Here is a 24,767-nt window from a genome sequence, read left to right on the forward strand (position 1 = left end):
AAAGACAATATGCTAAGTCATAAAATAACAAGTTCTATAACAACACCTTTTGCTTTGAATGATGATGATTTTTACCAGCATTGGCGTGATAAAAAACTACTAGGCTATCCTGATAACCTAGGTGAATTGATTGTTGAAATCAATGATCCTCGACAACTCACTCGGCTTGAGAAGCAAAAACTATTGGCAGTCTGTCAAAAATCCAATATGGTCATTTATGCCGGCAAGACGGCTGATGATCCCGATCCGGAAATTCCACTGTCGATGGGTCGAGCCTTCAAGCTCCTTAAATTAGATCATAATTGGTTGGCTGATGAAAGTGGTCTGACCTCATTAACCGTCGTTGATGATGGTGCGCGGCAAAATTATATCCCCTATAGTAATCGTGCCATCAACTGGCATACTGATGGTTATTACAATAAAGCAGACAAACAAATCCATGGGCTGAACTTACATTGTGTCATGTCCGCAGCTATAGGCGGTGAAAATCGTTTGCTCGATCACGAAATTGCCTATCTCAAATTGCGCGATGAAAACCCTGATTATATTCGAGCCTTGATGGCTGATGATGTGATGACAATACCGGCAAGAATTAGTTCTGATGGTGTTGTTGCGCGTCAAGAAGAAGTCGGACCGGTCTTCTCGATCAATGCGATGACGGGTGACTTACACATGCGCTACACTATTCGTACACAAAATGTCATTTGGAAAAATGATCCCCTGACCCAGGCTGCTTTGGCCTTTTTAGAAGCTTTTCTTGAGAGTGATTCAAAGTACATTTATCAGGGTAAGCTAGAGCCTGGAATGGGGCTGATTAGTAATAATGTGCTACATGATCGCAGTGCCTTTGAAGACAGTGATCAGCAAAAAAGATTGATTTATCGGGCTCGGTATTATGATCGTTTAGCCAATACGAATGTGCATGATATTTATGGCTAATCGATATATTACCGGTGGGGTTGGATGGATACTCACTAGTGTCCATCCGTTTATTCTAGAATTATTTGATAGTTATGACTGTAGGGTGGGCATGCTTTTGTGCCCACGCTGAAAGTGTACATAATAAGCGCTTGAGTCAGCGTGGGCAGATAAAGCCATGCCCACCCTACGGTTCTTTATATAAAAAACCTATTTACGGATAGGCACTCACTAAACAGAAAAAGGATATTTAATTGCCTCGTGATGTTCATAGCCAGTAACTTCAAAATCATCCATTGTTACCCAAGTTTCCAGATCATTTAGTGACTTGATATCCGGATTGATTTTCAGTTGTGGCGCAGGGAAGGGCTCACGTTTTAACTGCACATCACGCATTAAATCTAATTGGTCTTCATAAATGTGGGCATTAACAATTTTATGATAGGCTTGGCCTGCTTTATTGCCGGTGATTTGTGCCATTAAGGCTAAAAATACGTAGACTTGCACCATATTGAAGTTGAGTCCCAAGGGTACGTCACATGATCGTTGGGTACTATTGAGATAAAGTGTGCCATCCAGCAATGAAAAATGGTGGCTGTACATACAGGGACGTAAGCAAGCCATGTGAAATGCGCCGGGATGATAAAAGGTATAGATTTCACCACGATTATCGATGCCCTTGGATAAGTTATCAACAATTTGCCGCAAAATATCCACACTACCCCCATCAGGCTTGGGGAAATTACGGCCAATTTTGCCATAAATCAAACCACAATCATCTATCCCTTTACGGTAAGGATTTGCAAGCCAGTCAGGATTTTCATTGGCATTGGCATCCCAGGTCTTAGTGCCGATTTTGCGAAAATCAGCGGCATTGTCATAACCACGAATATAGCCAATAATCTCCGCAATAGCAGATTTCCAGAAACTCTTTCTGGTGGTGACTAAGGGAAATTTAAGACCGGCTACATCATAAGTAAGGTCAGCATTAATGACCGTGAGACAACGTTTTCCCGTTCTCTCATTGTTTACCCAAACCCCGTCATCAACGATTCTCTGGCATAGTTCAAGGTATTGCTTCATTTTTATTTTTTCTTCTTAGGGACATCCGGCATTACCGCGCTTAATCGCGTTTGTGGTAGATCCAGACGTTGTTCATAAATAGCGGTATAAGCCAGAATGCTGCTGACATATTCACGAGTTTCTTTAAAAGGAATGCTCTCAATCCAGCGATCAGCTTTCATGTCCTGTCCATCAGGCAACCAAGCTCTGACTCGATGACCGCCCGCATTATAGGCGGCACTGGCCAGTGCCGGTTGTTTGTAAAACTTCTTTAACATCATATTGAGGTATTTGGTGCCAAATTTGACGTTTGTTTCTGGGCTGAGCAATTGATTTTTGCTATTAAATTTCACTTTCAATTTACGTGCAATGACTTTGCCAGTGGCGGGCATGATTTGCATCAAACCTAATGCGCCTACACGGGAGCGTGCATCCGTTGCAAAGGCACTTTCACGGCGAATAACGGCCAGTGTATAGGCAGGTTGCAGCTTATGTTTATGGGAGTATTTTATTACCCGTTCTTTTTGCAAAATCGGAAAGCGTAAGTCGATATCATTGCGCTCTTTGGTGTGTGCCATGGTGATAATAGCACGGTTATGCCAGCCCCAGTGCTGGGCAACTTTGGCGGCAATGGCGCGGTCATCATTGGGCATTTGCTTGCGAGTGGTGTAATACCATTCCCGTCGGGCTTCAATGGTACGACCTAAGAGATAAAATTCACGGGCGCGTTGAATTCCAGGATGAGTGGCTATACGTTGTAATGATTTATTTGTGGTGGCGAGTGGAGTATTATGAAATTCATAGGGCATAGCCATTTTATCGGCGGCTAAAAAGCCATAATAACTGCGGTTTTGAGCTAATTCAGACCAGTCAGCTTGGGCGGCTTTTTTATCACCACGCTGTTCTTTGCCTGCCGCTAGCCAATATTGCCAGCGAAAACTTTTTTGTTCTTCTTCGGTCATGCGATTAATTGAGCTGGTAATGGCTGGCCAGATGCCCTCGCGAATAGCGCTACGCGCACGCCATTGGCGCACCGTCTCGTCACTATTATTATCACTGATTTTATCTAGCCAGAACCAAGCATTATCACCATGTTTATAGGCCAGTTTCATGCCAATGGCGCGGTACATTTGATCTTGTTCAGAGGATGAAAATTGATGCTTTTTTTCCAAAGCAGATAAAAGTTTTATTGCCGCTTTGGCCTGTCTGCGTGCCATACGTTCCACAGCCTGAACCTGAATAGTGCTTCTCAATAATTGCTTCTGTTTAGAGGCCGGTGTTTGAGCTAATAGTCGGCTTTTAAGTACCTGTGCGGGCTGACGGTATATTTTACCCCATTCTTTGACCCAGGCTTGATCGGACTTGTTCAATGAGCGCGCCAGATAAGAGGCTAGGCTGGTACGGCCTTTTTGCATGGCGATATTAATGCGTCCCCAGAGCAGCTCAGGCGTCATTTTTCCCGCTTGCTTAAAGGCTTTAAAAATTGGGTCACAACTGCGGGGCTGTGATTCACCCACTAGCCAGAGGTTTGGGATTAATTTGTAGGCCTGGGTTTTATGGCCTGTTTTAAGTAAGGCATTGACTTGATGGCATTGTCGCTGGGTTGATTTTTGTGGCGTATAGGCATTGAGGTATTGCTGCCATTGTTCACGTTTGGCCTGTTTATCCAGCCAGGCAGTGCGTAGCCAGCCTTCATAAGGTGTATTTTTATAGTCTTTAAAAAATTGTAGTACTTGTTTTTCGTTTAAACGGGATAATTTATTACGGTATTCTTTGTATTTTAAATATGCCTGTAACGGGTAGCCATCAAGTTGCTGATAGTATTTTTTATAGCGACTATGCTGTTGTTTTTTTAGGGCGGTTTCGGCCTTTAGAAAGAGGCTACGCTGTTTTTTATAGTGATCAGTGAGATCAATTGTCGGGGTGTTATTAGCAAATACTGAAGATGACATGAAAAAGAAAAAACAGAACAGTAAAATAGTGGAGCGTTTAATACCAGATTGAGACGATAAGTGGTACGAACATGACATGGAGTAATTTTTCCGTTTCTTGCGTTGGTTTCAGGTGTTGCTAGTTTACCGCGAGTGTTAAAATTATCAGCCTTAATTGGGGTACTAATTTTACAGGCTAAAGTATAGTATTATACGCACTTATTTTACAGAAGTTATGCTTTTATCAGCTTACTTTTATAATCCTAGAATAACCAAGGGTTTGTCTTAATGTCTCCTAGTAATCCCCGTAGGGTCAGTTTAGCCCCCATGCTCGATTGGACTGATCGGCATTTTCGCTATTTATTACGTCTGATTTCCAAAGAAATGTGGTTATACACAGAAATGGTGACGACCGGGGCGATTGTTTATGGCAATAATCTTGAGCGTTTCCTCGCTTATAGCGAGACAGAAAACCCTCTAAGCTTACAGCTTGGGGGCAGTGATCCGGTTGATTTGGCACATTGTTGTCGTCAGGCTGAGCAATATGGCTATGATGAAGTGAATTTGAATGTCGGTTGCCCCAGTGATCGGGTACAAGCCGGTGCTTTTGGTGCTTGTTTAATGGCTAAGCCTGCTTTGGTTGCTGAATGTATTGGCGCTATGATTGATAGCGTGGATATCCCCATTTCAATCAAAACCCGTATCGGTATTGATCACGAAGATCACTATGAGCAACTACAGGATTTAGTCGCGTCGGTTAGCGAAACGGGTTGCCGTTATTTTACTATTCACGCTCGAAAAGCCTGGCTAGAAGGCTTGAGTCCCAAGCAGAACCGTGATGTACCTCCGTTACGTTATGATTTTGTTTATCAGCTAAAAAAAGACTTTCCCGATTTACATATCACTATCAATGGCGGTATTAAAACCTTGGCAGATATGCAAATGCATCTGGAGCATGTGGATGGGGTTATGATAGGGCGTGAAGCCTATCATAATAGTTATTTAATGGCGCAAGTGGATCAACTCTTTTATGGCTCTGAACAGGCTGCTCCCAGCAGAAAAACCATTATTCATGCCTATGCTGACTATGTTGAACAGCAAATAACTCAGGGTGTGCCCTTAATTCATCTTACTCGCCATGTACTAGGACTGATGCACGCTTGTCCGGGAGCAAAACATTTTCGTCGGGTATTAAGCGAAAATGCCTGGAAAAAAGATCAGGGTGCAGACTTGCTCATCAGGGCAATGGAAGAAGTGGATTGTGATTAGGGCTATTGTTTGGGATCGATCAACCTGCTTTACACTTCAAATGTAGGATGTGGTGAGGAACGAACCGCATCAAAGGCTTTAAACAAACATTTTTGATGCGCTTCGTTGCACTCACCACATCCTACAAGTGTAAAGATAAATGGGCTTATTGGGTCAGTCCCAATTGTTGATTACTTTTTTCTATTATACTACTAAGTGTAGGTATAATTTAATGAGGCGAATAATATGAACTCTTTGGGTATAAAGGAATTACAAAACAATCCTGCTAATTTGACTAAAGCCTTAGATGCGCATGAATACACCTTGATAACAAAGCATAGCAAGCCTATTGGCTTGGCTGTGTCGTTTAATGATGAAATTATCTAAAGATCAAAAAAAATTATATGCAAGAGAATGAAGCGAGAGATTTTTTACAACTTGCTATTGAGCAGGGCTACAGAATTAGTCAAAAATTAATAAATGAGATGTTGTCAAAATTATAATCCTAGAAGAGAAAAATGATTTTAAGACTTGAATTCAGGAAGGTTTAACTAACACCACGCTAATATTATCTTTGCCGCCAGCATTGTTGGCGGCATCCACTAATGCTTGAGCCATTTTCTTGAGTGATTGTTTGCGTTGTGCATGGAGGCAGTGACGTATTTCTTGATCAGAAAGCATATCAGAGAGGCCGTCTGAGCAGAGCAGAAAAATATCATTTTCTTTAATCGTCACTGTATGTTGCTCGGCCACTACTCGACGCCAGGGGCCGATGGCCTTATAAATAATATTATGCTTGGGAGGGTCGCCGTCTTTGCCTGTTTCTACCCAGAGTTGATAATGACTATGATCGGTGCTCAGTTGTTTTAATGTACCCTGATTATAACAATAAGTACGACTATCCCCGACATTAAAAGCATAGAGCTTTTTCTTAGTGAGGCTTGTTGCGGAATGATTCAGAGCGCTACTCATTGAAGCGATTAAAAATCCGGTGACGGTTGTACCCATGCCCCGGCCTTCGGCCAGACCTTTAGCTAAGTTGTAGCAATGGGTTTGATTGTTGGCATCCTCAATAGCATCTTGTAATAATTGATGGATGATTTCTGAGCTGCTCTTACTCTTATGCTTTTCTTGAAGAGAAGGCTGTTGAAGCTTGTCGTCCAGTTTTTTGATATGGTTAAAAAGAGTTTCAATGGCTAATTTACTAGCCACTTCGCCTTCTTCATGCCCGCCCATGCCATCGGCGACAATAAACAAGCCTAACTTTTCATCAATAAGAAAATTATCTTCATTGTGATCTCTGCGTTGGCCGACATCGCTTATGCCTGCAGAATAGAGCCGAATGGGATCGGGCTTATAAGTCAGTTTATCGAAAAACTTTTTCAGCATAAAATTGTCTCAGCGCTATTTCAGTGCGATTTTTTTAGGTTGAAGATTAGGCGTGGCGTTTTCCATAGTCCAGTTCATTAATGAATTGGTTCAGGTCACTGGCCAGCACTTTTTCTACCGGATAGCCCGGGCGTTCCAGTACCACCTGACCAGAATCATTTTCAACACTGATCATGTAGTCTGAATCAGTACAGGCAATAAAAAAAGTTAGAGTTTGTTTATTGCGTAATTTACCCAAGGCATGGCCAATTTGATTTTCAATCAGGCGATCCATATCTGCGCTGTTCCAGACAAATAAAAGTGTTAAATTACCCTGTTGAAAAATAGTATCAATTTGATCCGACCAGTAATGACTAAAAAATAGTTTAATTTCCGGGCGTATTTCGGTGTCCAAGGCTTTTTCCAAGCCTCCCAAATTATTATTTATAGTGGACCCCGAAAACTGGACAATAGGTTAAGATATAAGAGCTAACCTAACGGGGAACAAAAAAATGAGCACAAAAAGAAAAACATTCAACAACAAATTTAAAGCAAAAGTAGCCATTGAGCTTTGAAAGGTCAAAAACAGTCGCAGAAATTGCGTCAGAATTTGAAGTGCACACCACCCAGGTCAATAGCTGGAAAAAGCAGATGCTTGATGGTGCAGCCGATACTTTTTCAAAAAAAATTAGAGAATAAAGATGCTGAACATGAAAAGGAAAAAGAACACCTGTACAGCCAAATAGGTCAACTAAAAGTAGAGGCTGACTGGCTGTCAAAAAAGTTGAAGATGTTCAACTGAGTAGAGCAGAAAAGCGGTGTTGCATAGAAAAGAGCACCCTCAGTTGAGCATCAAAAACAATGTGAGCTTATCGGCCTGAACCGTTCAAGCTATTACTATCAACCTAAAAGCCTCTGCAAAATAAAGATTTAACATTAATGAATTTGATTGATGAGTTGTACATAAAACATCCATTCTATGGCAGTCGTCAAATTCGTAATGCATTAAGATTGAAATGTTATAAAATTAATCGTAAAAAGTTCAACGGCTTATGCGGATCATGGGAGGTTTCAGTGGCACCAAAACCCAATACCAGCAAGCCTTGCAAAGTAAATAACCTCTATCCATATTTGCTCAAAGGAATTGATATTAATAGGAATAACCAGGTTTGGTGCACAGATATCACGTATTTACGGATGCCACATGGATTTGTCTACCTAAGTGCTGTTATGGACTGGAGTAGCCGTTTTGTGCTGTCCTGGGAAGTGTCAACCAGCATGGAAGAAAGCTTTTGTATCAGTAGTCTGGAAACAGCACTGCGACGATATGGAAAGCCAGAAATCTTCAATACGGATCAAGGTGCTCAATATACTAGCAGAGCATTTACAGGTGTTCTAAAGGCCAATGATATAAAAATCAGCATGGACGGCAAAGGCAGAGCAATGGATAACATTATGATTGAACGACTCTGGCGAAGTGTAAAATATGAGGAAATTTACCTCAAGGATTACCAAAGTATTGATGAGCTAAAGAGCTCATTAAAGGAATATTTTGAGTTTTACAACCATGAACGACCACACAGTACACACGGTGGAAAAACGCCTGCAGAGATCTATGGCGTGATGAAAGAAGTTGTTCCAGACTTAAAACGGGCAGCATGATGAGAGGATAATCAACTTTACTGGCAACCGCCTTGTCCACATATCCACAGGCCAAGCCAGTAGCCCTGAGATATATCGCAAGCGTCTCTGGACTACTGGCAGACCTGTGGATATGTGGATAAGACTAATACTATAAATAACCAACAGAATTATATCTTAATATTTGAGAAAGCTGTCTTGACAATGGGGTCCACTGTAATTGGCTTCTCTTTGAATCGGTAACCAGTGTATCGAATCTTGCATTGTTTCAGAAAGAAAGGCATCACCTTGCTGGCACTCTGATGGCCAATCAGGCTCATGTTTAGTGATAGGTGATTCGCCTGTTTCTGCATTCACAACATTAATAAAGCGTTTAAAAAAATTATCCAGGGTGTTATTAAATTTACTTGCCTGTGCTGAAATATCGGTGTTTTTGATGTCTGACATGATTGTATTTGAGTTCATTTATTGATTATGAACAAATGATACCTCACCTTTACAGATGTTACGAATTTGTTGCTGCATATTCTCAATCAGTGTTTGCTCAATTTGGATTTGAAATATGACCAGTGTTTGATATTCTACCTGGGCAAGCTTAACCTCAATTGATTCAAGATAATGCCGGATAGAGGATTCAAAGGAGAAAGAAAATTCTATCTGCCAGTCTTGTAGTTCGACAATTTCTTGAACCGATAATTGCTCAAGTGCTGCTTGGGTACTATTGCTATAAGCACGGATCAGGCCGCCTGCGCCTAATTTAATGCCACCAAAATAACGACTGACAACACAAATTATTTCGCCATAGTGGCTATGTTGTAGGACATTTAAAATAGGCTTACCAGCCGTGCCGGATGGTTCACCGTCATCACTAAAACGCACCGCAGTGGATGATAGAGGAGGGCAGGCAATATAGGCCCAGCAATGATGCCGTGCATCAGGATAGCGCTGTCGGGCTTGTTCGATAATTTGTCGCGCCTTCTCGCTGCTATCACAATGAGCTATATGAGCAATAAACCGACTACGCTTAATTTCAGTCTCTATTTCAAGCGCTTGCTCTGGAATGAAATAACGCGTTGTTTCAGCCATTAATGCCTCAGTCATTAAGAAAAACGCCGTGCTGAATTAGACACCACTTTCTTTTTTTATGGAATCATAGACTGCTTTCAGCTCATCATGAATTGAGTTTTCCTTGGCTGATGGCTTATTGTCTGCTGGAATGTTTGATGGGGCAACGGATGTTTTTAATACCGGTGGCGCAACTTCTTGTTGTGTGTTGCCTAATAATTGTTCGCGACGGCGCTTAGCTTCTTCAATGGCTTGTTTCCTTGCTTCATCTTTTGCTCGGAGTAAGGCGTTTTGGCGCTCAATTTCACGGGAGCGCTGTGATTCAGCTTCCAATTGTACCCGGGCATTATCTGCTTCAGATTGCATGCGATCCAATTCGTTTTGTTGCAGTGCAATTGATTGTTCCTGAAGTTGTTTGTTGATCTGAATTTGTTCTAATTGTTCTTTGAGTTCAAGTGCTTCTTCTTGCGCCTGCTTTTCTAATTCTAATTTTTGTTTTTGTAATTCATTAACTTCCTGCAAGGCACTTTGGCGAGCTGTTTCCAATTGAGTTTTTAATGCTTCAGCTTCTTGTTCTGCAGCTTGCCGATCAGCAGCTAATTGCTGTTTTAAAGCCTCGGCTTCTTTTGTTGCTTCAAGTTTATCAGCTTCTAACTGCTGTTTTAAAGCCTCAGCTTCTTTGCTTGCTTCGAGCTTATCGGTTTCTAATTGTTGTTTTAAAGCCTCGGCTTCTTTTGTTGCTTCGAGCTTATCGGTTTCTAATTGTTGTTTTAAAGCCTCGGCTTCTTTTGTTGCTTCAAATTTATCAGCTTCTAATTGCTGCTTTAAAGCCTCGGCTTCTTTGCTTGCTTCGAGCTTATCGGTTTCTAATTGTTGTTTTAAAACTTCAGCTTCTTTTGTTGCTTCAAGCTTATCAGCTTCTAATTGTTGTTTTAAAGCCTCGGCTTCTTTTGTTGCTTCAAGCTTATCAGCTTCTAATTGCTGCTTTAAAGCCTCGGCTTCTTTGCTTGCTTCGAGCTTATCGGTTTCTAATTGTTGTTTTAAAACTTCAGCTTCTTTTGTTGCTTCAAGCTTATCAGCTTCTAATTGTTGTTTTAAAGCCTCGGCTTCTTTTGTTGCTTCAAGCTTATCAGTTTCTAATTGCTGCTTTAAAGTCTCAGCTTCTTGCATTGCAACTTGACGGTCAGTTTCTAGCTGCTTTTTCAGTTCTTCAACTTCTTGGTTGCCATCTTGGCGAGCTGTTTCCAGTTGTTCTTTCAGCTTGCGAGTCTCTTCCTCGGTTTGCTTCATCAGGACATCTTTTTGTGTTCTAAGCTCTTCAGCTTCGTCAAGTGCTTCTTGTTTTGCTGCTTCAACCTGTTCTTTAAAGGCAAAAATTTCGTGCTGGTATTTTAAAGCTTCATCTTCAAGTTTTTGAGCTTCTTCTGACAGGGATAATTTTTCGGCTTCCAATTGTTGCCGCTGCTGTAATACTGCAGCTTCGAGTTCTTTGCGTTCGGTGTCAATTTCATGCGCCATATCTTGACGTAATTTGTCCATGTCAGAACGAGCCTGTGCTGTTTCAGCACGGACTTGTTCTAGTTCATTTTCAAATTCTTCACGGGCTAATTCTGCGGCTTGCGCACGCTCATTGGCACTATCAATACGTTGTTGTGCTTCGGCTAATTCCTCAGAGCGTAGTTTTTCCTGTTCTTCTCGCTCAAGTTTCTCAGCCTTCATTTGCTCGGCAAGGCGTTGCATTTCATCTTGTGCGTCAACACGTGCTTGCTCAGCTGTTAAACGCTGACTTTCGTGTTGATCTGCTTCTTGCTGAGCCTGATTGATTTTTTCTTGTAGTGCATTCTCCTGCTCCATGCTTAAGCGAGCGTATTCTTCAGATAAAGCTTCTTGGGCAGCATCCATTTCGGCTTTAATGTTGAGTAACTCGTCTTCAGCAGTGGTTTTTAAATGGTTGCTATGCTGGTCTTGCAAAGAGGCTTGCTCTTGCTGTTGTTTTTCCAGCTCTTTTGCCATTTGTTCTTTGGCTTCGAGCATTTCCTGTTTAAGGCGTTCGACTTCAGCTAGTGCGGCCTCTCTGTCCGCATCAATTTTTTCTGCGCGTTCTTTTTCTTCCTGAGCCTTGATGCGGGCTTCATGAATTTCGGCATGTTGGCGGGCATCGGCATCTTTTCTCAGGCGCTCAATTTCTTCTTTGGCATTGAGCAACTCGGATTCTGCTTGAGAAGAGAGTTTGGCGAGATCTTCAGATTGTTGCAAGGCTTGTTCAGCTTCTTCACGCACCCGTTGTGCTTCAGCAATAGCTTCTTCAGCCCGTTTTGCCTCTTCTTGTGATTGTTTTTGAGCTTCAGCTAAAGCGGCTTCTTTTTCACTGAGTTGTTCCTGACTGGACTGGCGAATGGCTTCTTCAGCATCTTTTCGAGCTTGTTCTGCCGCTTCGGCACGTTTACCTTCTTCTTCTGCTCGTTTAAGCGCTTGCTCAGACTCTTGTCGGAGACGATTGGCTTCTAATTCAGCATTTTCTGCTCGTTCAGCTTCAGATTTTGCTTTAGAGAGTGCGTTATTGACTTCATCAGATTTTACCTGCAAGGCTTCTTTGTGTAATTCTTTGGCTGTTTCTTCCGCTTCTTTTCGCGCCGCTTCTGCTGCTGTTGCCCGTTGTGCTTCTTTTTCAGCTAATTGTCGGGCAGAGTCTGCGTCATCGCGTAACTTCTCTGCTTCTTTCTCGGCCTTAATGCGTGAGGCTTCGGCTTCGGCTTTGAGGTGTGTTTCTTCTTCTACCTGTTGTTTAATTTGATCGAGTTCGAGTGATGACTTGCCTTGCTCTTCTTGTTGTGCTTCAAGTTGTATTGCTTTGAGTTGTGCTGATTTCAGAGCAAGTTCTGCTTGCTGAGCACGCTTGGCTTCTTGCTCGGCTTTTTTAAGGGCTTCTTGAGCTTCTCCACGTAAATCTGCTGCCATGCCCTCAGCTTCTTTGCGGGCTGTCTCTGCGATATTGAGTTGCTTGGATTGCTCTTCGGCTTTTTTTCGTGCGGCTTCAACTTCCGGTGAGGTAATGGTTTCCTGGCGACGTTCGGTAACTGCTGGTGAGGCTTTTACTGGCGCTATGGGCTTATTTTGAGAGACAACTGGTTTAGCGGCAGGCCTTACAGCTTCCTTATTAGGGGAAGTGGTGGCAGCACTTTGAGAAATATCGGCTGCGCCAACGCCACCTTCAATAATAGTACAGTCATAACCCTGCTGAATAAATAAAAATGCCCCAGCAATACTGCGATTCTCGTTGCTGGAATATATAATATAGTGTTTCTCTGCAGAGAGCTTGCTTAATTGGCTGCGGATTAAATTAATTGGGATATTGATGCTATCAGCTAGGCCATTGGCGGCAAATTCATTTTCATTACGCACGTCAATGAGCTGAATCTCTGCTTGATTCAGTGCTGCGATCTCACTTTGTTTGATGCGATGTATTAAGGGTGAAACCAGTAGATCAATAAAATCTTTTTTGTCTAGCGAAAGAATTACGCCATCGGTTTGCATGGTAACGCTCGCACCACGGATACCACCGGTAATGAGTGCTTCTTCACCAAAGCCATCGCCCAGGCGTAATTCTGCTAAGGTGACTTGGTCGCCAGTGCTGGGATTGGTTTTTGTGACGATGCAACGGCCTTGTTGAATGATGTAGAATTTGTCATCATTGGCATCATTTTCTTTAATGACACTGGAACCCATGGCTAGCGGTGTTTCCTGTAAGCGCATCATCAGAGCCTGGATATTGGACGCAGGCAATTGTAAGAAGGCATTGGATTGTAAAAAACGCGTCATCCAGTCTTCGTCTTCATCATCCAATTCAGTCACTTCGATACTGGACGGTGCATTCCAATTGAGCAAAATATCTAAGAGATCCCGATCAATAATTAAAATGCTAATGTCGGTTTTCGCTTTAGCTGAAGCGGGACGAGGGATAGCGTTGGCAATGGCATTTTTGGCGGCATTGGAATTAGCTTCAATTAATTGTGCTTTGCTGCCAGACTCTTTAACTTCTACTGTGCCTGAGAGTAGGTATACTGTCCATTTGTCCTTATCACCCTGTTTAAAAAGCATCCGCCCAGCAGGAATTTTTTGCACGGCTGACTTTTCAATCACCTCTTGAACTTTATCAAGACTTAGAGAATCTAAGGGTGAAAATTTCTTTATGATGTTTACATCTAGATTAGGCGCGGCAGCCATTTAATTACTCCGATTACCAGTTTATCCAGGATGGGCATTCCAATCCTGGGCTTAGTCAAATGTTTATGGATGATAAGCTGGCAGTTAAATTGTTACAGTTCATCGATATCTGTGATACTGCTGTTAAATTTTTTCTGTCGTGAGACGTTATCTCTTAATTCTAGCAGAAACACTCAAAAAGCAAACATTGAAGTCATAATTTTTTGAACCAGTTCGGTTATAATCATCTTTCAGCTAAAAATAAGTCAAAAAATTATAAAAAATATGAACCAGAACACATCTCATCAGGCATTTCAGCAACAGCTTGCCCGTTTACGTGAACAAATTAAGCAATGTTATCTCTTTGACCGTTATCCTTTGAAAAAACAATTGGATAAAGCGTATTTGATGCTGAAAAAAATGCCTAAAATAGAGTTTCAACCTGAAGTAGAGTCTCAAAAGGATAGAAAAAGCCCTTCTAAGACCGCTGTCTCGGATGAAAGTTCTAGTCGTGATAAGCAGAATTCAAAACAGTTAAATTATTTGCTTGATTTGATACTACGATGCGAGAAAAAGATTGCTCAGTCTGTAGCAAAAGTCACACAACGCAAACAAGCATTGCCCAAGCCTCAATTCCCTGATATTTTGCCGGTATCAAGGAAGTTGCATGAAATTCAACAATTATTGAAAAAACATCAAGTGATTGTGGTTGCAGGTGAGACGGGCTCTGGAAAAACCACCCAATTACCTAAAATAGCCCTCAGTATTGGTCGGGGTGTGATGGGACAAATTGCCCATACTCAGCCCCGTCGTTTGGCGGCTCGCAGTGTTGCAGAGCGTATTGCTGATGAGTTGAATACGCCTTTAGGTGAAAAAGTGGGCTTTAAGGTGCGTTTTAGCGATCAAAGTCGTGAAGAAACTTATGTCAAATTGATGACGGATGGTATTTTATTGGCTGAGACACAAACGGATCGTTTTTTAAATCGCTATGACACCATTATTATTGATGAAGCTCATGAGCGCAGTTTAAATATTGATTTTTTGCTGGGCTATATCAAGCAACTCCTGCCTAGACGACCTGATTTGAAGGTCATTATTACCTCGGCAACCATCGATACGGAACGCTTTTCGCAGTTTTTTAACAATGCCCCAGTAATCGAGGTATCGGGTAGAACCTATCCTGTTGAAGTTCGCTACAATGCGATTGAAGATGATAGCGATATGATTGATGGTATTTTATTGGCGGTCGATGAATTAGCCACGGAAACCGATGGTGATATTCTGGTGTTTTTGTCCGGTGAAAGAGAAATTCGTGAAAGTGCTGAAGCCTTGCGTAAACATCATCCTGATCACACGGAAATATTACCGCTTTATGCCCGCTTATCGCCCGGTGAACAGCGGCGTATTTTTTCCAGTCATAGTGGCCGACGTATTATCCTGGCGACCAATGTGGCTGAAACATCCCTGACCGTACCGGGAATTCGTTATGTGATTGATACGGGCTTTGCGCGTATCAGCCGTTATAGTGTGCGCCATAAAATTCAACGCCTACCCATAGAAAAAATATCCCAAGCCTCAGCCCGCCAGCGCAGTGGTCGCTGTGGACGGGTGAGTGATGGTATTGCCATTCGCCTTTATAGTGAACAGGAACATGATCAACGTCCGGGCTTTACCGAGCCGGAATTGCTCAGAACAAATTTGGCTCAAGTTATTTTGCAAATGCTGTCCTTACGCTTGGGTGATATAAAAGATTTTTCCTTTTTAGAAAAACCCTCAGACAAACAAATTAATGATGGTTATTTGTTGCTGGAACAGCTCGGAGCGATTAATTCTGCACGACAATTAACGGCCACTGGACGTTTACTGGCTCGGCTATCGGTTGACCCGAAAATAGGCCGGGTGATTATTGCCGGACAGCAGCATAAGGTATTGTCTGAGGTGTTGATCATTGCTTCGGCTTTGAGCTGTCAGGAACCCCGTGAACGTCCCGTTGAAAAACAACAGGCTGCGGATGAAAAACATGCTCAATATGCGAGTCAACGTTCTGACTTTATCACTTTTATCAATTTGTGGCTGAGTTATGAGCAGCAACGCAAACACCTGACACAAAATAAACTGCGTAAATATTGTAAGGCCAACTTTTTATCCTTTATGCGACTGCGTGAGTGGCGGGAACTGTATCAGCAATTATTGGGGCAATGTAAAGATTTAGGCTTTCGCTTAAATGACTTGCCTATTTTGAATCATGACCAGCCGCGTGATGATGAAGATAAATTAGATTATGCTGCTATTCATCAAGCCTTATTGACGGGCTTTTTGGGTAATATTGGTTTTAAAGAAGATAAAAATACTTATCTGGGCGCACGCAATATGCGTTTTGGTATTTTTCCCGGATCACGCCTCTATAAACGTAAGCCAAAATGGTTGATGGCGGCTGAGATTGTGGAAACCTCAGCGGTCTTTGCCCGTACTGTGGCAGGGATTGAGCCGCAATGGTTGGAACAGCAGGCACAGCATCTGATTAAACAGCATTATTTCGAACCGTTCTGGGAAGAAAAGTCAGGTCAGGTTTCTGCCTGGAGTCGGCTGAGTTTGTATGGCTTGGTGATTAATGCGAAAAAGAAAGTCAACTATGGTCCGATTGATCCTGAAATTTCACAGACAATTTTTATTCGTGATGCCTTGGTCAGTGGTGATTATCACGATCAAAATCGTAAGACACCGCGTTTTATAAAATATAATTTAGCATTGATCAATGAATTGGAACACTTAGAACACAAATCAAGACGCAAAGACTTATTGGTTGATGAACTGGCTATTTTTGAATTTTACCAGCAACGCATAAAACATGACTTAATGCTTAATAATGACAGTGCTCAGCAGCCATTTATCTATACCCGTGCGGCATTTGAACAATGGCGTAAGAAAGTAGAGGCCAATGATCCAGAATACCTCTATTTGCAGCAAGCAGACTTGTTAAAAAAAGATGCCGATCATATTTCTGATGAACTTTATCCGCCCACCATTATGAATCGAGACTTGCAATTACCGCTGGAATATCATTTTTTACCGGGACACGCACTGGATGGGGTGACACTGGTTTTCCCCTTGGCGGTGATAAATCAATTGGATGAAGCGGTTTTTGAGTGGTTAGTGCCCGGTCTCATTCGAGAAAAAATCACCTTATTATTGCGTGCTTTACCCAAGGTGATACGCAAACAATTTGTGCCTGTCCCCGATACGGTTACAGATTTTTTAGAACAAAAAGCTTATCGTCAGGGTGATTTAATGGCGCAATTACTGGAATTTCTTAAATCCCGTCTTTCTTATACCCTGTCTAATCAGCTGGATCATGAATTAAGACAGGATGATTCAAGCAATTTTATGAGTAAAATTCCGGATCATTTAAAAATGAATTTTAAGATCATTGATAAGGATGGTCATGAAATTGATAGTAGTCGAGATCTGTCATTGTTGAAGTTGCAATGGGGTGACAAAGCACTTGCTCAGTTTGAACAGTCCAGTGAAGGCATGAGTGCGATGGATGATTCTATTGAACGTCAGGGCATTGTGGAATGGGATTTTGATGCCTTGCCCGAAGCCATTGTCATGGAACGACATGGTATGACCATGACGCTTTATCCGGCCTTGTGTGATCAGCAGGATAGCGTGGCCATCAAGTTGTATGATCAACATCAAATGGCTCAGGATAATCACGGCCAGGGTATTTTTCGTTTAATTCGTCTGAGATTAGCCAAGCCGCTAAAACAATTACAGAAACAATTGCCCTTTATTGATAAGGCCTGTTTATTGTTCACGCCTTATGGTACTTGCACATCATTAAAACAGGATATTGTTATTGCGATTCTACTTAATTGTTGGCGTGAAGTGATGACAAAGTCAGCAGTAAATATCGATGCCATTCGTAATAAATGCGTTTTTGAGCAAGTGGCTTTAGCTGTAGAAAAAACATTAGAAAACGATAAAGTTGATGTTTGTCAGACGGTGCTCAATGTTTTACAGGCGAATCAAGCATTGGCTAAACAGCTAAAAGGTAATATTCCTTTTAATTTGGTAATTACTTTGGCTGATATTAAAGCCCAGCAAAGCCATTTGATTTATCCGGGCTTTGTGGCGCAAACGCCTCTTATCTGGCTCAAGCGTTTGCCACGCTATATTAAAGGCATGACGATACGACTGGAAAAGGCCAAAAGTGATCCCCGTCGAGATGCTTTGAATCAGATGCAGATAACGCCTTTATGGGAACAATATGCACTTAAAATTCAAGCTTCTAAGGAAGATAAAAATACCCTAGATGGATTGTTTTTTTCCGATATTGAATTACAAGACTATCGTTGGCTCATTGAAGAGCTGAGAATTTCATTGTTTGCTCAGGAACTAAAAACATCTCAGCCAGTGTCCGTTAAACGTTTAGAAAAAAAATGGCAGGCTTTATTATAAGTTGTGAAGTGTTTTTGAACTTATGACTTAAAACGAAATCGAGGTAGACTGATTTTGTAATACATTGCTAAGAGACGTGCAATAAAAATGCTTAAGCCAGCAATAATGGCAGCGCTGGCCACCTCTAAATTAAAATAAATCAGTATTATAAATAATAATGAGCCTAACCAGGACACTGTGGCATAGAGCGGACTACTAAACACAACAGGTGGTTCGTTACACAGCACGTCACGAAAGATACCCCCCATCGTACCGGTTATGACACCCATAAAGCTCGCGACTAAAGGAGGAATGCCAATCATGAGTGAAACCAATGTGCCTGCTATGGCAAAGGTGGCTAAACCTGCAGCATCAGCGACTAAGAAAAACCGAGGTGGGATGCGTACGAGTCGAGCTAAAATAAAAATAGCGATAGCACTACTCAGCGAGGCAATAAAAAAACTTTGATCAATGATCCAAAAAACACCACGATCCAATAACATATCACGTAATGAGCCCCCACCTAATCCAGTGGCTACGGCAATAATAATCACACCAAATAAATCGAATTGTTTAAAGCCTGCTTTAAGCACACCTGAAGCAGATGAAACAATCACTGCCAATAAGGTTATCCAGTATAAATTTTGTAATAGTTCGGGGGTTGGATCAAGATTCATGCGGCTTTTTTTCTGGCCAGGTTAAAGCAGTCTTCTTTCCAGATGCAATTGCTTTGATCGCAATAATCATTGGATGCCGAGCTAAAACAGTCAAAATTACCTTCGCTGATCTGTATGTGTTTGACCAATAAGGTTTTATTGAGTTTACCACTTCTGAGGCCATTTTTTTTTGCTATTTTTCTGATTTCTTGCATTTTCATGAGATTAAATTCCTTTGCTTGTATAACTCATTTCCATATCTTTTAAGGATATATTAATAGTTGAGTTGTATTGTTGATAGTGACATAGATATTTTTTATTAGTGCGATTTTAGTATAGAATTATTTAAATACAATGACTTTTTAAAAAATGTTATATAAAAATGAGAAATAGGTTTATATTTTTTATCAGAGAAAAATGGTCGGGTATTTTAAATGAATGAAATTCGTTTTCGCCTTGCGATCAGTGCGCAGGATTATCTGCGTTATTATCAGGGTGAGGTTGATTCGGTCACAGTACAGCTTATCGATGGGCGTACGGTGCAGTTTCCGGCCAATGCACTACGACAACATATTGATCAGTCGGGAATAAATGGTAGTTTTAGAATTGTTTTTGATGAAAATAATAAAATGCTGAGCATGGAAAGGGTGTCTAATTGATGTCATTGCTACAGTTTTTTTCACCCGCGATTCGTCTGCGTTTTTATCCGCCTTTTTGGCTGATGCGGATTAGGGTTTTACAGATGGATCCACTGTGGCGAATAGTGCATATCCGTTTGCCTTTAACCTGGTTGTCAAAGAATCCGGGTGGCGCCATGTTTGGTGGCTTTCAGGCCTCATTAGCTGATCCGATTGCTGTACTGGCTTGTTTGAAATTATTTCCCGGCTGTGAAGTCTGGACGCGCAATTTACAAGTCAATTTTATTCGTGAAGGACGTACTGATCTGGTTTTGCGCTTTGAAATCTCCGATCAACAAATTACTGAGATCTCTCAGGCAATGGCGCAAAGAGGGCGAGCCAATCCTGTTTTTGAATATGGATTTTACGATATGGAGGAGCAGCTTTGTACCGTTATTACTTGCCGTGTCGCTATAAGACCCTCAGGATATATTCCTCGGACTAGGACAATTAAATCTGCATAGGCTATACTTTAAACCCTTGAGGGTGTCGATAAACTTTTTCAATTAGGAATGAAAAAATGAGTAATAAACCAGTAATTTCAAATGATCCAATGTATCAACTGCTCAGAGAAGGAAAGGTTAAAGAATTTAATATTAAAAAGCAGGCGGGTGAATATTGTAATTTAAAGGCATGTGATTTCCGTTCGATTGATTTACGTGGAATTGATGCTGTGGGTTTAGATTTCAGAGGCTGCTATTTTAGAATGTCTGATCTGAGAGGGGTGGACTTTAGAGGCTCGTTATTGGATGGTTGTAGTATCAATGGTGCCAAAATCTCAGGGACTTATTTTCCGCTGGAAATAACGGCACAAGAAGTACTCCTATCCTTTGAGCATGGTACACGCTTGCGCGTACCACGCGTAAAAAAAGAAGCAGAGTAGTTCCTCGGACTTAGCCTGCTGCTACACTATTTGCTTACACTATTGCTACATGGCAATACGTTGTTGAGCTTGGGCGGGTGTTGCATATTGTTGTATGCTGTTGACAATGTTGTGATCCTCTTTGTTTCTGAATATCACTCCAATGCCCTTGTTGTTGTTGTGAACTATCTTTGCTTTGATATTGATAGGTACTTTTGATAGTTCTGGTAGGGTGAGTGTTAATTCAATTTTAGAGTTATTACAGAGTGACATGGCGGCGGTTTCGATAAACATGCCGTTATGACTGATATTCACTGCCTTGCCGCGTATTAGACCGAATGCGGGATAGCTGATGACTAAATCTACCGATGATGGTTTTCTGACATTCCAACGTTTGTTCATGAAAATCCCCCCTCTTTGCTTTAGTGTTACTTTTATTTTTTCTTCTTAATATCCCTGAAATGCATATTGTTTTTATATTTGAAACGTTAGTTTAGCGAATTAAAAAAATGGATGGAATGTAAGCGCTTAACGAACAGCGTTCTTTACCTTTTCCAATTCTGATTTTTTAAAATTCCAGGGAAGCAATGCTTCCAGCTTTTCAACCGTATCCGCATAAGGTAATTGGGTTAATACATAGACCATATACGTATATGGCTCAATATCATTGGCCTTAGCGGTTTCAATAAAACTATAATGAACTGCACTGGCATGTGCACCCTTTGGCGTATCTGAAAATAACCAGGCCTTTCTACCCACGCAGAATGGACGGATAGCATTTTCTGCCAGCACATTACTGATATTCAACCGACCATCTTCACAATAAACAGTCAGCTTAGGCCATTGATTATTAATATAGGTGAGTGCTTTTCCTGTCAAGCTGTCGTTCGGCACTTTGCCCAGGGTGTTATCGACCCATGTTCTTATTTTCTCAAGAAGCGGCAGGCTCTGTTTCTGACGAACCTTAAATTTTTCATTAACACTGGCTTCTTTTATCTCACGCTCAATTAAATACAGCTTATTGATATGGGCCAGTGCCACATCGGCTTTGTAGGCTTTTGATTGCTCTTTTTCTTTGGTTGTGCCGTCTGAGAATCTTTGAATTTACGGCGAGTGTGATCCCAGCAGCCGACCGATGTGGCATTATTTTGTGCACACACGGCATTGTAACCGGCATAGCCATCGGTTTGCAGATAGCCGCTAAAGCCATCAAGCAGGCGCAGTGGTACTTCCTTCTTACGAGAAGGATCGTATTCAAACAGCACACTGGGTTGTCAGGTGGCCCGCCACGACTGACCCACATGTATTTGTTCGAATGAGCACTGAGTCCCGGCTCTTTTAATACTTTGAGCACCGTTTCATCCATTTGGATGATGTCACCCGACAGTTGATGTTCTCGCATGAGGTTGATGAGCGGCTGGAACTGATGAGCCAGTTTAATAGCCCAATTGGCCATGGTGGCTCGGGTTATATCGCCGCCATAGCGTGATAATATGCCTTCCATTCGATACAGAGGCAAACCATCGGCATATTTTGAGATAATGATGTGTGCCATCAGGTGAATACTGCCCATTGATTTAGGTAATGGATGTTTTGGCATGACCGCAGCTTTCATTGAACGACTGTCTGTGTCATTGGTGCCTGCAAAGACGGCTTTTTCCTGGAAGTATTCCAGTATTTGGACTTTAGCTGGAATGATATCCAGCTCTTCTCTGACTTTAGTGTAAAAACCTCAATGGCACCGGCTTTTTCTTCATCTGTCAGATCGATGAAGACAGGGACTCTTGGAATAGTCTTTGAGAAAGGCTTCCTGCCTGTTTTTCTTTCTTCTTAGGCGAAGTGGTTTTAGGTTCAGGAGCCCCTCATCGTCAGCCGCCTGCTCAGCTTCATCAAATAAGCGTTCCTGACCATCACTTTTTTCACTGCTGGGTGCAAAGCGTTTACTACGAGCCAGACAAAGGGCTTCTTCCAGTATTTTTATACGGTGGTTTTTCTGTTCAATGACACTCAACAATTCATTCTTGTCCGCGTGTGAAAAAGCGGAAAATATAGAGTCGTTTTTGTGGATTCAGCCTTGTTTTGCATGGCTTTATTATAACAAAAAATAGACTAAAAGTACTTAAAATACAGACTCATAATGCAATTTCTTATGCGGTTTCATGACACTGATATCATAGCCGTCTAATAGCCAGTTGATTTGTTGTCCGGTGATATTCATCAGGTCATCTTCACCCTTTGGCCATTGAACTTTTCTTCTGAGAGACTTTTGTAATAGAGTACAAAACCGGTATTATCCCAGAAGAGGCATTTAATTTTATTACGCTGACGATTGGTAAAGGCATACAGATGGCCTGCAAAAGGATTATGACCTAATTCACATTCAACAATGGCACTGAGGCCAATAAAACTTTTACGAAAATCAACAGGCTTCAGATAGAGATACACCTGTGGCAGGCTGAGTGATGGACGTATGGCTGACTTCATTGGAACAGTCCTGCTAATTGTTTTACCAGCTGTACATTATCGGCAGTCACTCCTTCAATGCGTAGCTGATTGGGTAATTCTACAATTAATGCTGAGGTGCGGGCTGAATAGTGTTTCGGGGAGGATAGTTGAATAAAACCATTCCCCTTTGTCATCGCACTGGTTTGCGTTGTTGCACCCAGCAACTTACGCTTGTAATAGCCAAAACGTTTGATGGATAGCCCATGTTCCTGACAATAGGATGCCTGGCTGATACTGTTTTCATTCCATTGATTAACGTGGTCTTGCCAAAATTGTTTTGAGTTGGCTTGGGTTTCTGGTTTCATTGATATGTCTCATAATTAATCGATGGATTGATTATGAGGCAGGGGAGATATTTTTTGAATAACGCTAGATGGTTAAGCGCTTACGATGGAATTGGGATTTTCTTAGAATTTAAGGGGTAAACCCTTGAATATTTATTATCTATTAATAAATACAATGAGATAAATGTTGTTCTTAATTTAAAATGTCGGATTTTAAATTATGTGAACTGCATCACAAAATTACAAATATAATGGAATAGTAATACAGTGCTTGAAAAACTGTTTTTAGTGGAAATGAAGGGGAATTAATTGATGAGTAAAACCTGTTTTTTGCCAGTTTTTAAAAGCCAAAACGAAATGGAATGGGTCAAATATGAATCCATTTCATTTTGATTGTGAGACATTTGAGATTAGACAATGGTAAATTTTATTGCCGCTTTGAAGGCTTACAAAATGTTGTTTGCGCTCGCTTGAATAGTCGTTTTGACCAGTTGTGCAACGGAGCTGGCTTCCATTTTTTCCATCATTCGGGCACGGTGAACTTCCACTGTTTTAATGCTGACATTGAGTTCGTGAGCTATGACTTTGTTAGGCTTGCCTTCGGTGACTCGCATCATCACTTCATGCTCTCTAGGTGTTAGAGAAGAGATGCGTTTATCAATGGATTCGTTTTGAATGAGTGATTCCATTGCTTCGCTATTATTTTTCAGGCCTCGTTGAACAGCATCAAGAAGTAACTGATCATTAAAAGGTTTTTCAATAAAATCAAAGGCTCCGCGCTTTAAGGCACGGACTGCCATCGGTACATCACCATGACCGGTAATGAATATTAGCGGTAATGACATAGCTCTGTTTTTCATTTCTTCCTGGGCTTCTAAGCCGCTCATTCCGGGCATGCGTACATCCATGACAATACAGCCGGGCTCATTATTATAGTTTTCCAGAAACTCATCTGCACAGGTAAATGTGGTGACTTTCAGGCCAATAGATTCGATCAACCAAGCAGTTGATTGTCGGACAGCTTCATCATCATCTACGATAAAAACGATGGCATCATTGCTCATTAATATTACTTCCTAGTTGTTCTTCCTGAATAGGCAATGTTAAACAAAATCGCGCGCCCTGTTCGGTATTATTTTCAGCATAGAGTTTGCCATCATGTGCTTCGATGATGGAACTGCTGATAGATAAACCCATTCCCATGCCGCTAGTTTTAGTGGTAAAAAACGGATTGAAAATCCGCTTGAGCTTATCTTCACTGATTCCGTGACCACTGTCAATAACGCACAATTCGATAAATTTGTGATCCGAAAGTCGAGTGGAAACAATTATGCTGGGTTTTTCAATATTGGCCATCGATTCGATACCATTTTTGAGTAAATTGATCAGGACTTGTTCTATTTGAATAATATCCGCAAGGACCGGTGGTAGGTCTTCGGTGAGATCTAAAATGAGTTCAACCTGCTTGTTTTTTAGTTGAGTCTCTAAAAATCCAGTCACCTCATTGACGATTTGGTTGATTTCACTATAGGTTTTATGGGATTCGCCTTTTCTGACAAAACTACGCAGGCGGCGAATGATCCCCCCGGCTCTATCTGCTTGTTGTGCGGTGAGTTTAAGGGCATTCACAATGGCATCCAAATCAGTATTGCCCATATTGATTCGACGGATACAGCCCTGAACATAGGTATTGATTGCTGAGAGGGGTTGGTTCAGTTCATGGGCTAAGCCCGATGCCATTTCCCCCATGGTGCTTAGACGTGCTACGTGGGCTAATTCGGCCTGGTGAGTCAATGCTTGTTCCTGAGCATGCTGACGTTCTTTAATTTCCTGTAGCAAGGACTCTTTGGAGCTGGTAAGGCGATTATTCAAATCTCTTGACGATCTTAGGTATAAAATTAATATGA

At 41.6% G+C, this 24,767-nt stretch carries 25 protein-coding genes and 2 pseudogenes; 9 read left to right on the forward strand and 18 right to left on the reverse strand.

Annotated features, from left to right (window positions below; genetic code table 11):
• Positions 1–9: 9 nt before the first annotated feature.
• Positions 10–939 (forward strand): TauD/TfdA family dioxygenase, encoded by a 930-nt coding sequence (locus JEU79_RS17325; protein WP_198265111.1) that lies wholly within the window; start codon positions 10–12, stop codon positions 937–939.
• 210 nt (positions 940–1,149) lie between these two features.
• On the opposite strand, the gene JEU79_RS17330 is transcribed toward JEU79_RS17325, so the two are convergent.
• Positions 1,150–2,001 carry a thymidylate synthase gene (locus JEU79_RS17330; RefSeq protein WP_198265112.1) on the reverse strand — a complete coding sequence of 284 codons (852 nt, stop codon included), beginning with the start codon at positions 1,999–2,001 and terminating at the stop codon, positions 1,150–1,152.
• Positions 2,002–2,003: 2 nt separating this feature from the next.
• Positions 2,004–3,932, reverse strand: a complete 1,929-nt coding sequence (locus tag JEU79_RS17335) for a transglycosylase SLT domain-containing protein (RefSeq protein ID WP_198265113.1) — start codon at positions 3,930–3,932, stop codon at positions 2,004–2,006.
• A gap of 267 nt (positions 3,933–4,199) precedes the next feature.
• Between JEU79_RS17335 and dusA the strand changes: the two genes are divergently transcribed.
• Positions 4,200–5,180 (forward strand): tRNA dihydrouridine(20/20a) synthase DusA, encoded by a 981-nt coding sequence (dusA, locus tag JEU79_RS17340; protein WP_198265114.1) that lies wholly within the window; start codon positions 4,200–4,202, stop codon positions 5,178–5,180.
• Positions 5,181–5,405: 225 nt separating this feature from the next.
• A complete protein-coding gene (locus JEU79_RS17345; protein WP_198265115.1) occupies positions 5,406–5,546 on the forward strand; it encodes a hypothetical protein in 141 nt (46 codons plus the stop codon).
• Between the two features lie 150 nt (positions 5,547–5,696).
• On the opposite strand, the gene JEU79_RS17350 is transcribed toward JEU79_RS17345, so the two are convergent.
• A complete protein-coding gene (locus JEU79_RS17350) occupies positions 5,697–6,548 on the reverse strand; it encodes a PP2C family protein-serine/threonine phosphatase (protein ID WP_198265116.1) in 852 nt (283 codons plus the stop codon).
• Between the two features lie 46 nt (positions 6,549–6,594).
• Entirely contained in the window at positions 6,595–6,963 is a 369-nt protein-coding gene (locus JEU79_RS17355; RefSeq protein WP_281400949.1) for a SecY-interacting protein Syd, read from the reverse strand.
• 76 nt (positions 6,964–7,039) lie between these two features.
• Here JEU79_RS17355 and JEU79_RS28780 point away from each other — a divergent pair.
• Positions 7,040–8,189: pseudogene (locus JEU79_RS28780) on the forward strand (IS3 family transposase).
• Positions 8,190–8,345: 156 nt separating this feature from the next.
• On the opposite strand, the gene JEU79_RS17365 reads toward JEU79_RS28780, so the two are convergent.
• From JEU79_RS17365 to JEU79_RS17375, 3 genes are read right to left on the reverse strand one after another with little or no spacing between them, the layout of a single operon-like run.
• A complete protein-coding gene (locus JEU79_RS17365; RefSeq protein WP_198265119.1) occupies positions 8,346–8,633 on the reverse strand; it encodes a SecY-interacting protein Syd in 288 nt (95 codons plus the stop codon).
• Positions 8,634–9,269, reverse strand: a complete 636-nt coding sequence (locus JEU79_RS17370; RefSeq protein ID WP_198265120.1) for a YigZ family protein — start codon at positions 9,267–9,269, stop codon at positions 8,634–8,636.
• A gap of 21 nt (positions 9,270–9,290) precedes the next feature.
• Complete coding sequence (locus JEU79_RS17375) at positions 9,291–13,457, reverse strand: cyclic nucleotide-binding domain-containing protein (protein WP_198265121.1); 4,167 nt, start codon at positions 13,455–13,457, stop codon at positions 9,291–9,293.
• Between the two features lie 255 nt (positions 13,458–13,712).
• Between JEU79_RS17375 and hrpA the strand changes: the two genes are divergently transcribed.
• Positions 13,713–17,897, forward strand: coding sequence for an ATP-dependent RNA helicase HrpA (gene hrpA / locus JEU79_RS17380; protein WP_425511185.1), 4,185 nt, complete (start codon positions 13,713–13,715; stop codon positions 17,895–17,897).
• Positions 17,898–17,917: 20 nt separating this feature from the next.
• Here hrpA and JEU79_RS17385 read toward each other — a convergent pair whose 3' ends face one another.
• Both JEU79_RS17385 and JEU79_RS17390 read right to left on the reverse strand, forming a co-directional pair.
• The gene (locus JEU79_RS17385) at positions 17,918–18,553 is read right to left on the reverse strand and encodes a trimeric intracellular cation channel family protein (RefSeq protein WP_198265123.1); all 636 of its coding nucleotides are present in this window, start codon (positions 18,551–18,553) and stop codon (positions 17,918–17,920) included.
• Complete coding sequence (locus JEU79_RS17390; RefSeq protein ID WP_198265124.1) at positions 18,550–18,753, reverse strand: SAP domain-containing protein; 204 nt, start codon at positions 18,751–18,753, stop codon at positions 18,550–18,552. Before JEU79_RS17390 ends, JEU79_RS17385 begins: the two co-directional genes overlap by 4 nt.
• A 213-nt stretch (positions 18,754–18,966) precedes the next feature.
• On the opposite strand from JEU79_RS17390, the gene JEU79_RS17395 reads away from it, so the two are divergent.
• The 3 genes from JEU79_RS17395 to JEU79_RS17405 are packed head-to-tail and all read left to right on the forward strand — an operon-like array spanning position 18,967 to position 20,092.
• The gene (locus JEU79_RS17395; RefSeq protein WP_198265125.1) at positions 18,967–19,191 is read left to right on the forward strand and encodes a DUF2835 domain-containing protein; all 225 of its coding nucleotides are present in this window, start codon (positions 18,967–18,969) and stop codon (positions 19,189–19,191) included.
• A complete protein-coding gene (locus tag JEU79_RS17400; RefSeq protein WP_198266057.1) occupies positions 19,191–19,673 on the forward strand; it encodes a PaaI family thioesterase in 483 nt (160 codons plus the stop codon). Before JEU79_RS17395 ends, JEU79_RS17400 begins: the two co-directional genes overlap by 1 nt.
• Before the next feature lie 56 nt (positions 19,674–19,729).
• A complete protein-coding gene (locus JEU79_RS17405) occupies positions 19,730–20,092 on the forward strand; it encodes a pentapeptide repeat-containing protein (RefSeq protein WP_198265126.1) in 363 nt (120 codons plus the stop codon).
• A 45-nt stretch (positions 20,093–20,137) separates the two neighbouring features.
• Here JEU79_RS17405 and JEU79_RS17410 read toward each other — a convergent pair whose 3' ends face one another.
• The 3 genes and pseudogenes from JEU79_RS17410 to JEU79_RS28785 all read right to left on the reverse strand — a co-directional run bounded on the left by JEU79_RS17410 (position 20,138) and on the right by JEU79_RS28785 (position 21,686).
• Positions 20,138–20,473, reverse strand: a complete 336-nt coding sequence (locus JEU79_RS17410) for a PilZ domain-containing protein (RefSeq protein ID WP_198265127.1) — start codon at positions 20,471–20,473, stop codon at positions 20,138–20,140.
• A gap of 126 nt (positions 20,474–20,599) precedes the next feature.
• Positions 20,600–21,112, reverse strand: coding sequence for an IS66 family transposase (locus tag JEU79_RS17415; RefSeq protein ID WP_198265128.1), 513 nt, complete (start codon positions 21,110–21,112; stop codon positions 20,600–20,602).
• Positions 21,079–21,686, reverse strand: a pseudogene (locus JEU79_RS28785) (IS66 family transposase). Before JEU79_RS28785 ends, JEU79_RS17415 begins: the two are co-directional and overlap by 34 nt.
• Between JEU79_RS28785 and JEU79_RS27630 the strand changes: the two are divergent.
• Positions 21,670–21,798, forward strand: coding sequence for a hypothetical protein (locus JEU79_RS27630; RefSeq protein ID WP_281400858.1), 129 nt, complete (start codon positions 21,670–21,672; stop codon positions 21,796–21,798). The pseudogene JEU79_RS28785 and the gene JEU79_RS27630 overlap by 17 nt on opposite strands.
• Positions 21,799–21,824: 26 nt before the next feature.
• Here the strand turns inward: JEU79_RS27630 and JEU79_RS17425 are convergent, their stop codons facing one another.
• From JEU79_RS17425 to JEU79_RS17450, 6 genes are all read right to left on the reverse strand, one after another.
• Positions 21,825–22,085, reverse strand: a complete 261-nt coding sequence (locus JEU79_RS17425) for an IS66 family transposase (RefSeq protein ID WP_198265130.1) — start codon at positions 22,083–22,085, stop codon at positions 21,825–21,827.
• Between the two features lie 105 nt (positions 22,086–22,190).
• Positions 22,191–22,289: an IS66 family insertion sequence element accessory protein TnpB gene (locus JEU79_RS17430; protein WP_198262440.1), complete on the reverse strand. Its 99-nt coding sequence runs from the start codon at positions 22,287–22,289 to the stop codon at positions 22,191–22,193.
• On the reverse strand, positions 22,289–22,555 hold the full coding sequence (gene tnpB, locus JEU79_RS17435) for an IS66 family insertion sequence element accessory protein TnpB (protein WP_198265131.1): 267 nt from the start codon (positions 22,553–22,555) through the stop codon (positions 22,289–22,291). The genes JEU79_RS17430 and tnpB overlap by 1 nt, the downstream gene beginning before the upstream one ends.
• A complete protein-coding gene (gene tnpA / locus JEU79_RS17440; RefSeq protein ID WP_198263342.1) occupies positions 22,552–22,881 on the reverse strand; it encodes an IS66 family insertion sequence element accessory protein TnpA in 330 nt (109 codons plus the stop codon). Before tnpA ends, tnpB begins: the two co-directional genes overlap by 4 nt.
• Before the next feature lie 425 nt (positions 22,882–23,306).
• Positions 23,307–23,924, reverse strand: coding sequence for a response regulator transcription factor (locus JEU79_RS17445; protein WP_198265132.1), 618 nt, complete (start codon positions 23,922–23,924; stop codon positions 23,307–23,309).
• Complete coding sequence (locus JEU79_RS17450) at positions 23,914–24,732, reverse strand: sensor histidine kinase (protein WP_198265133.1); 819 nt, start codon at positions 24,730–24,732, stop codon at positions 23,914–23,916. The genes JEU79_RS17445 and JEU79_RS17450 overlap by 11 nt, the downstream gene beginning before the upstream one ends.
• Positions 24,733–24,767: the final 35 nt, after the last annotated feature.

The organism is sulfur-oxidizing endosymbiont of Gigantopelta aegis (genome assembly GCF_016097415.1).
In the GTDB taxonomy this organism is placed as follows: domain Bacteria; phylum Pseudomonadota; class Gammaproteobacteria; order GRL18; family GRL18; genus GRL18.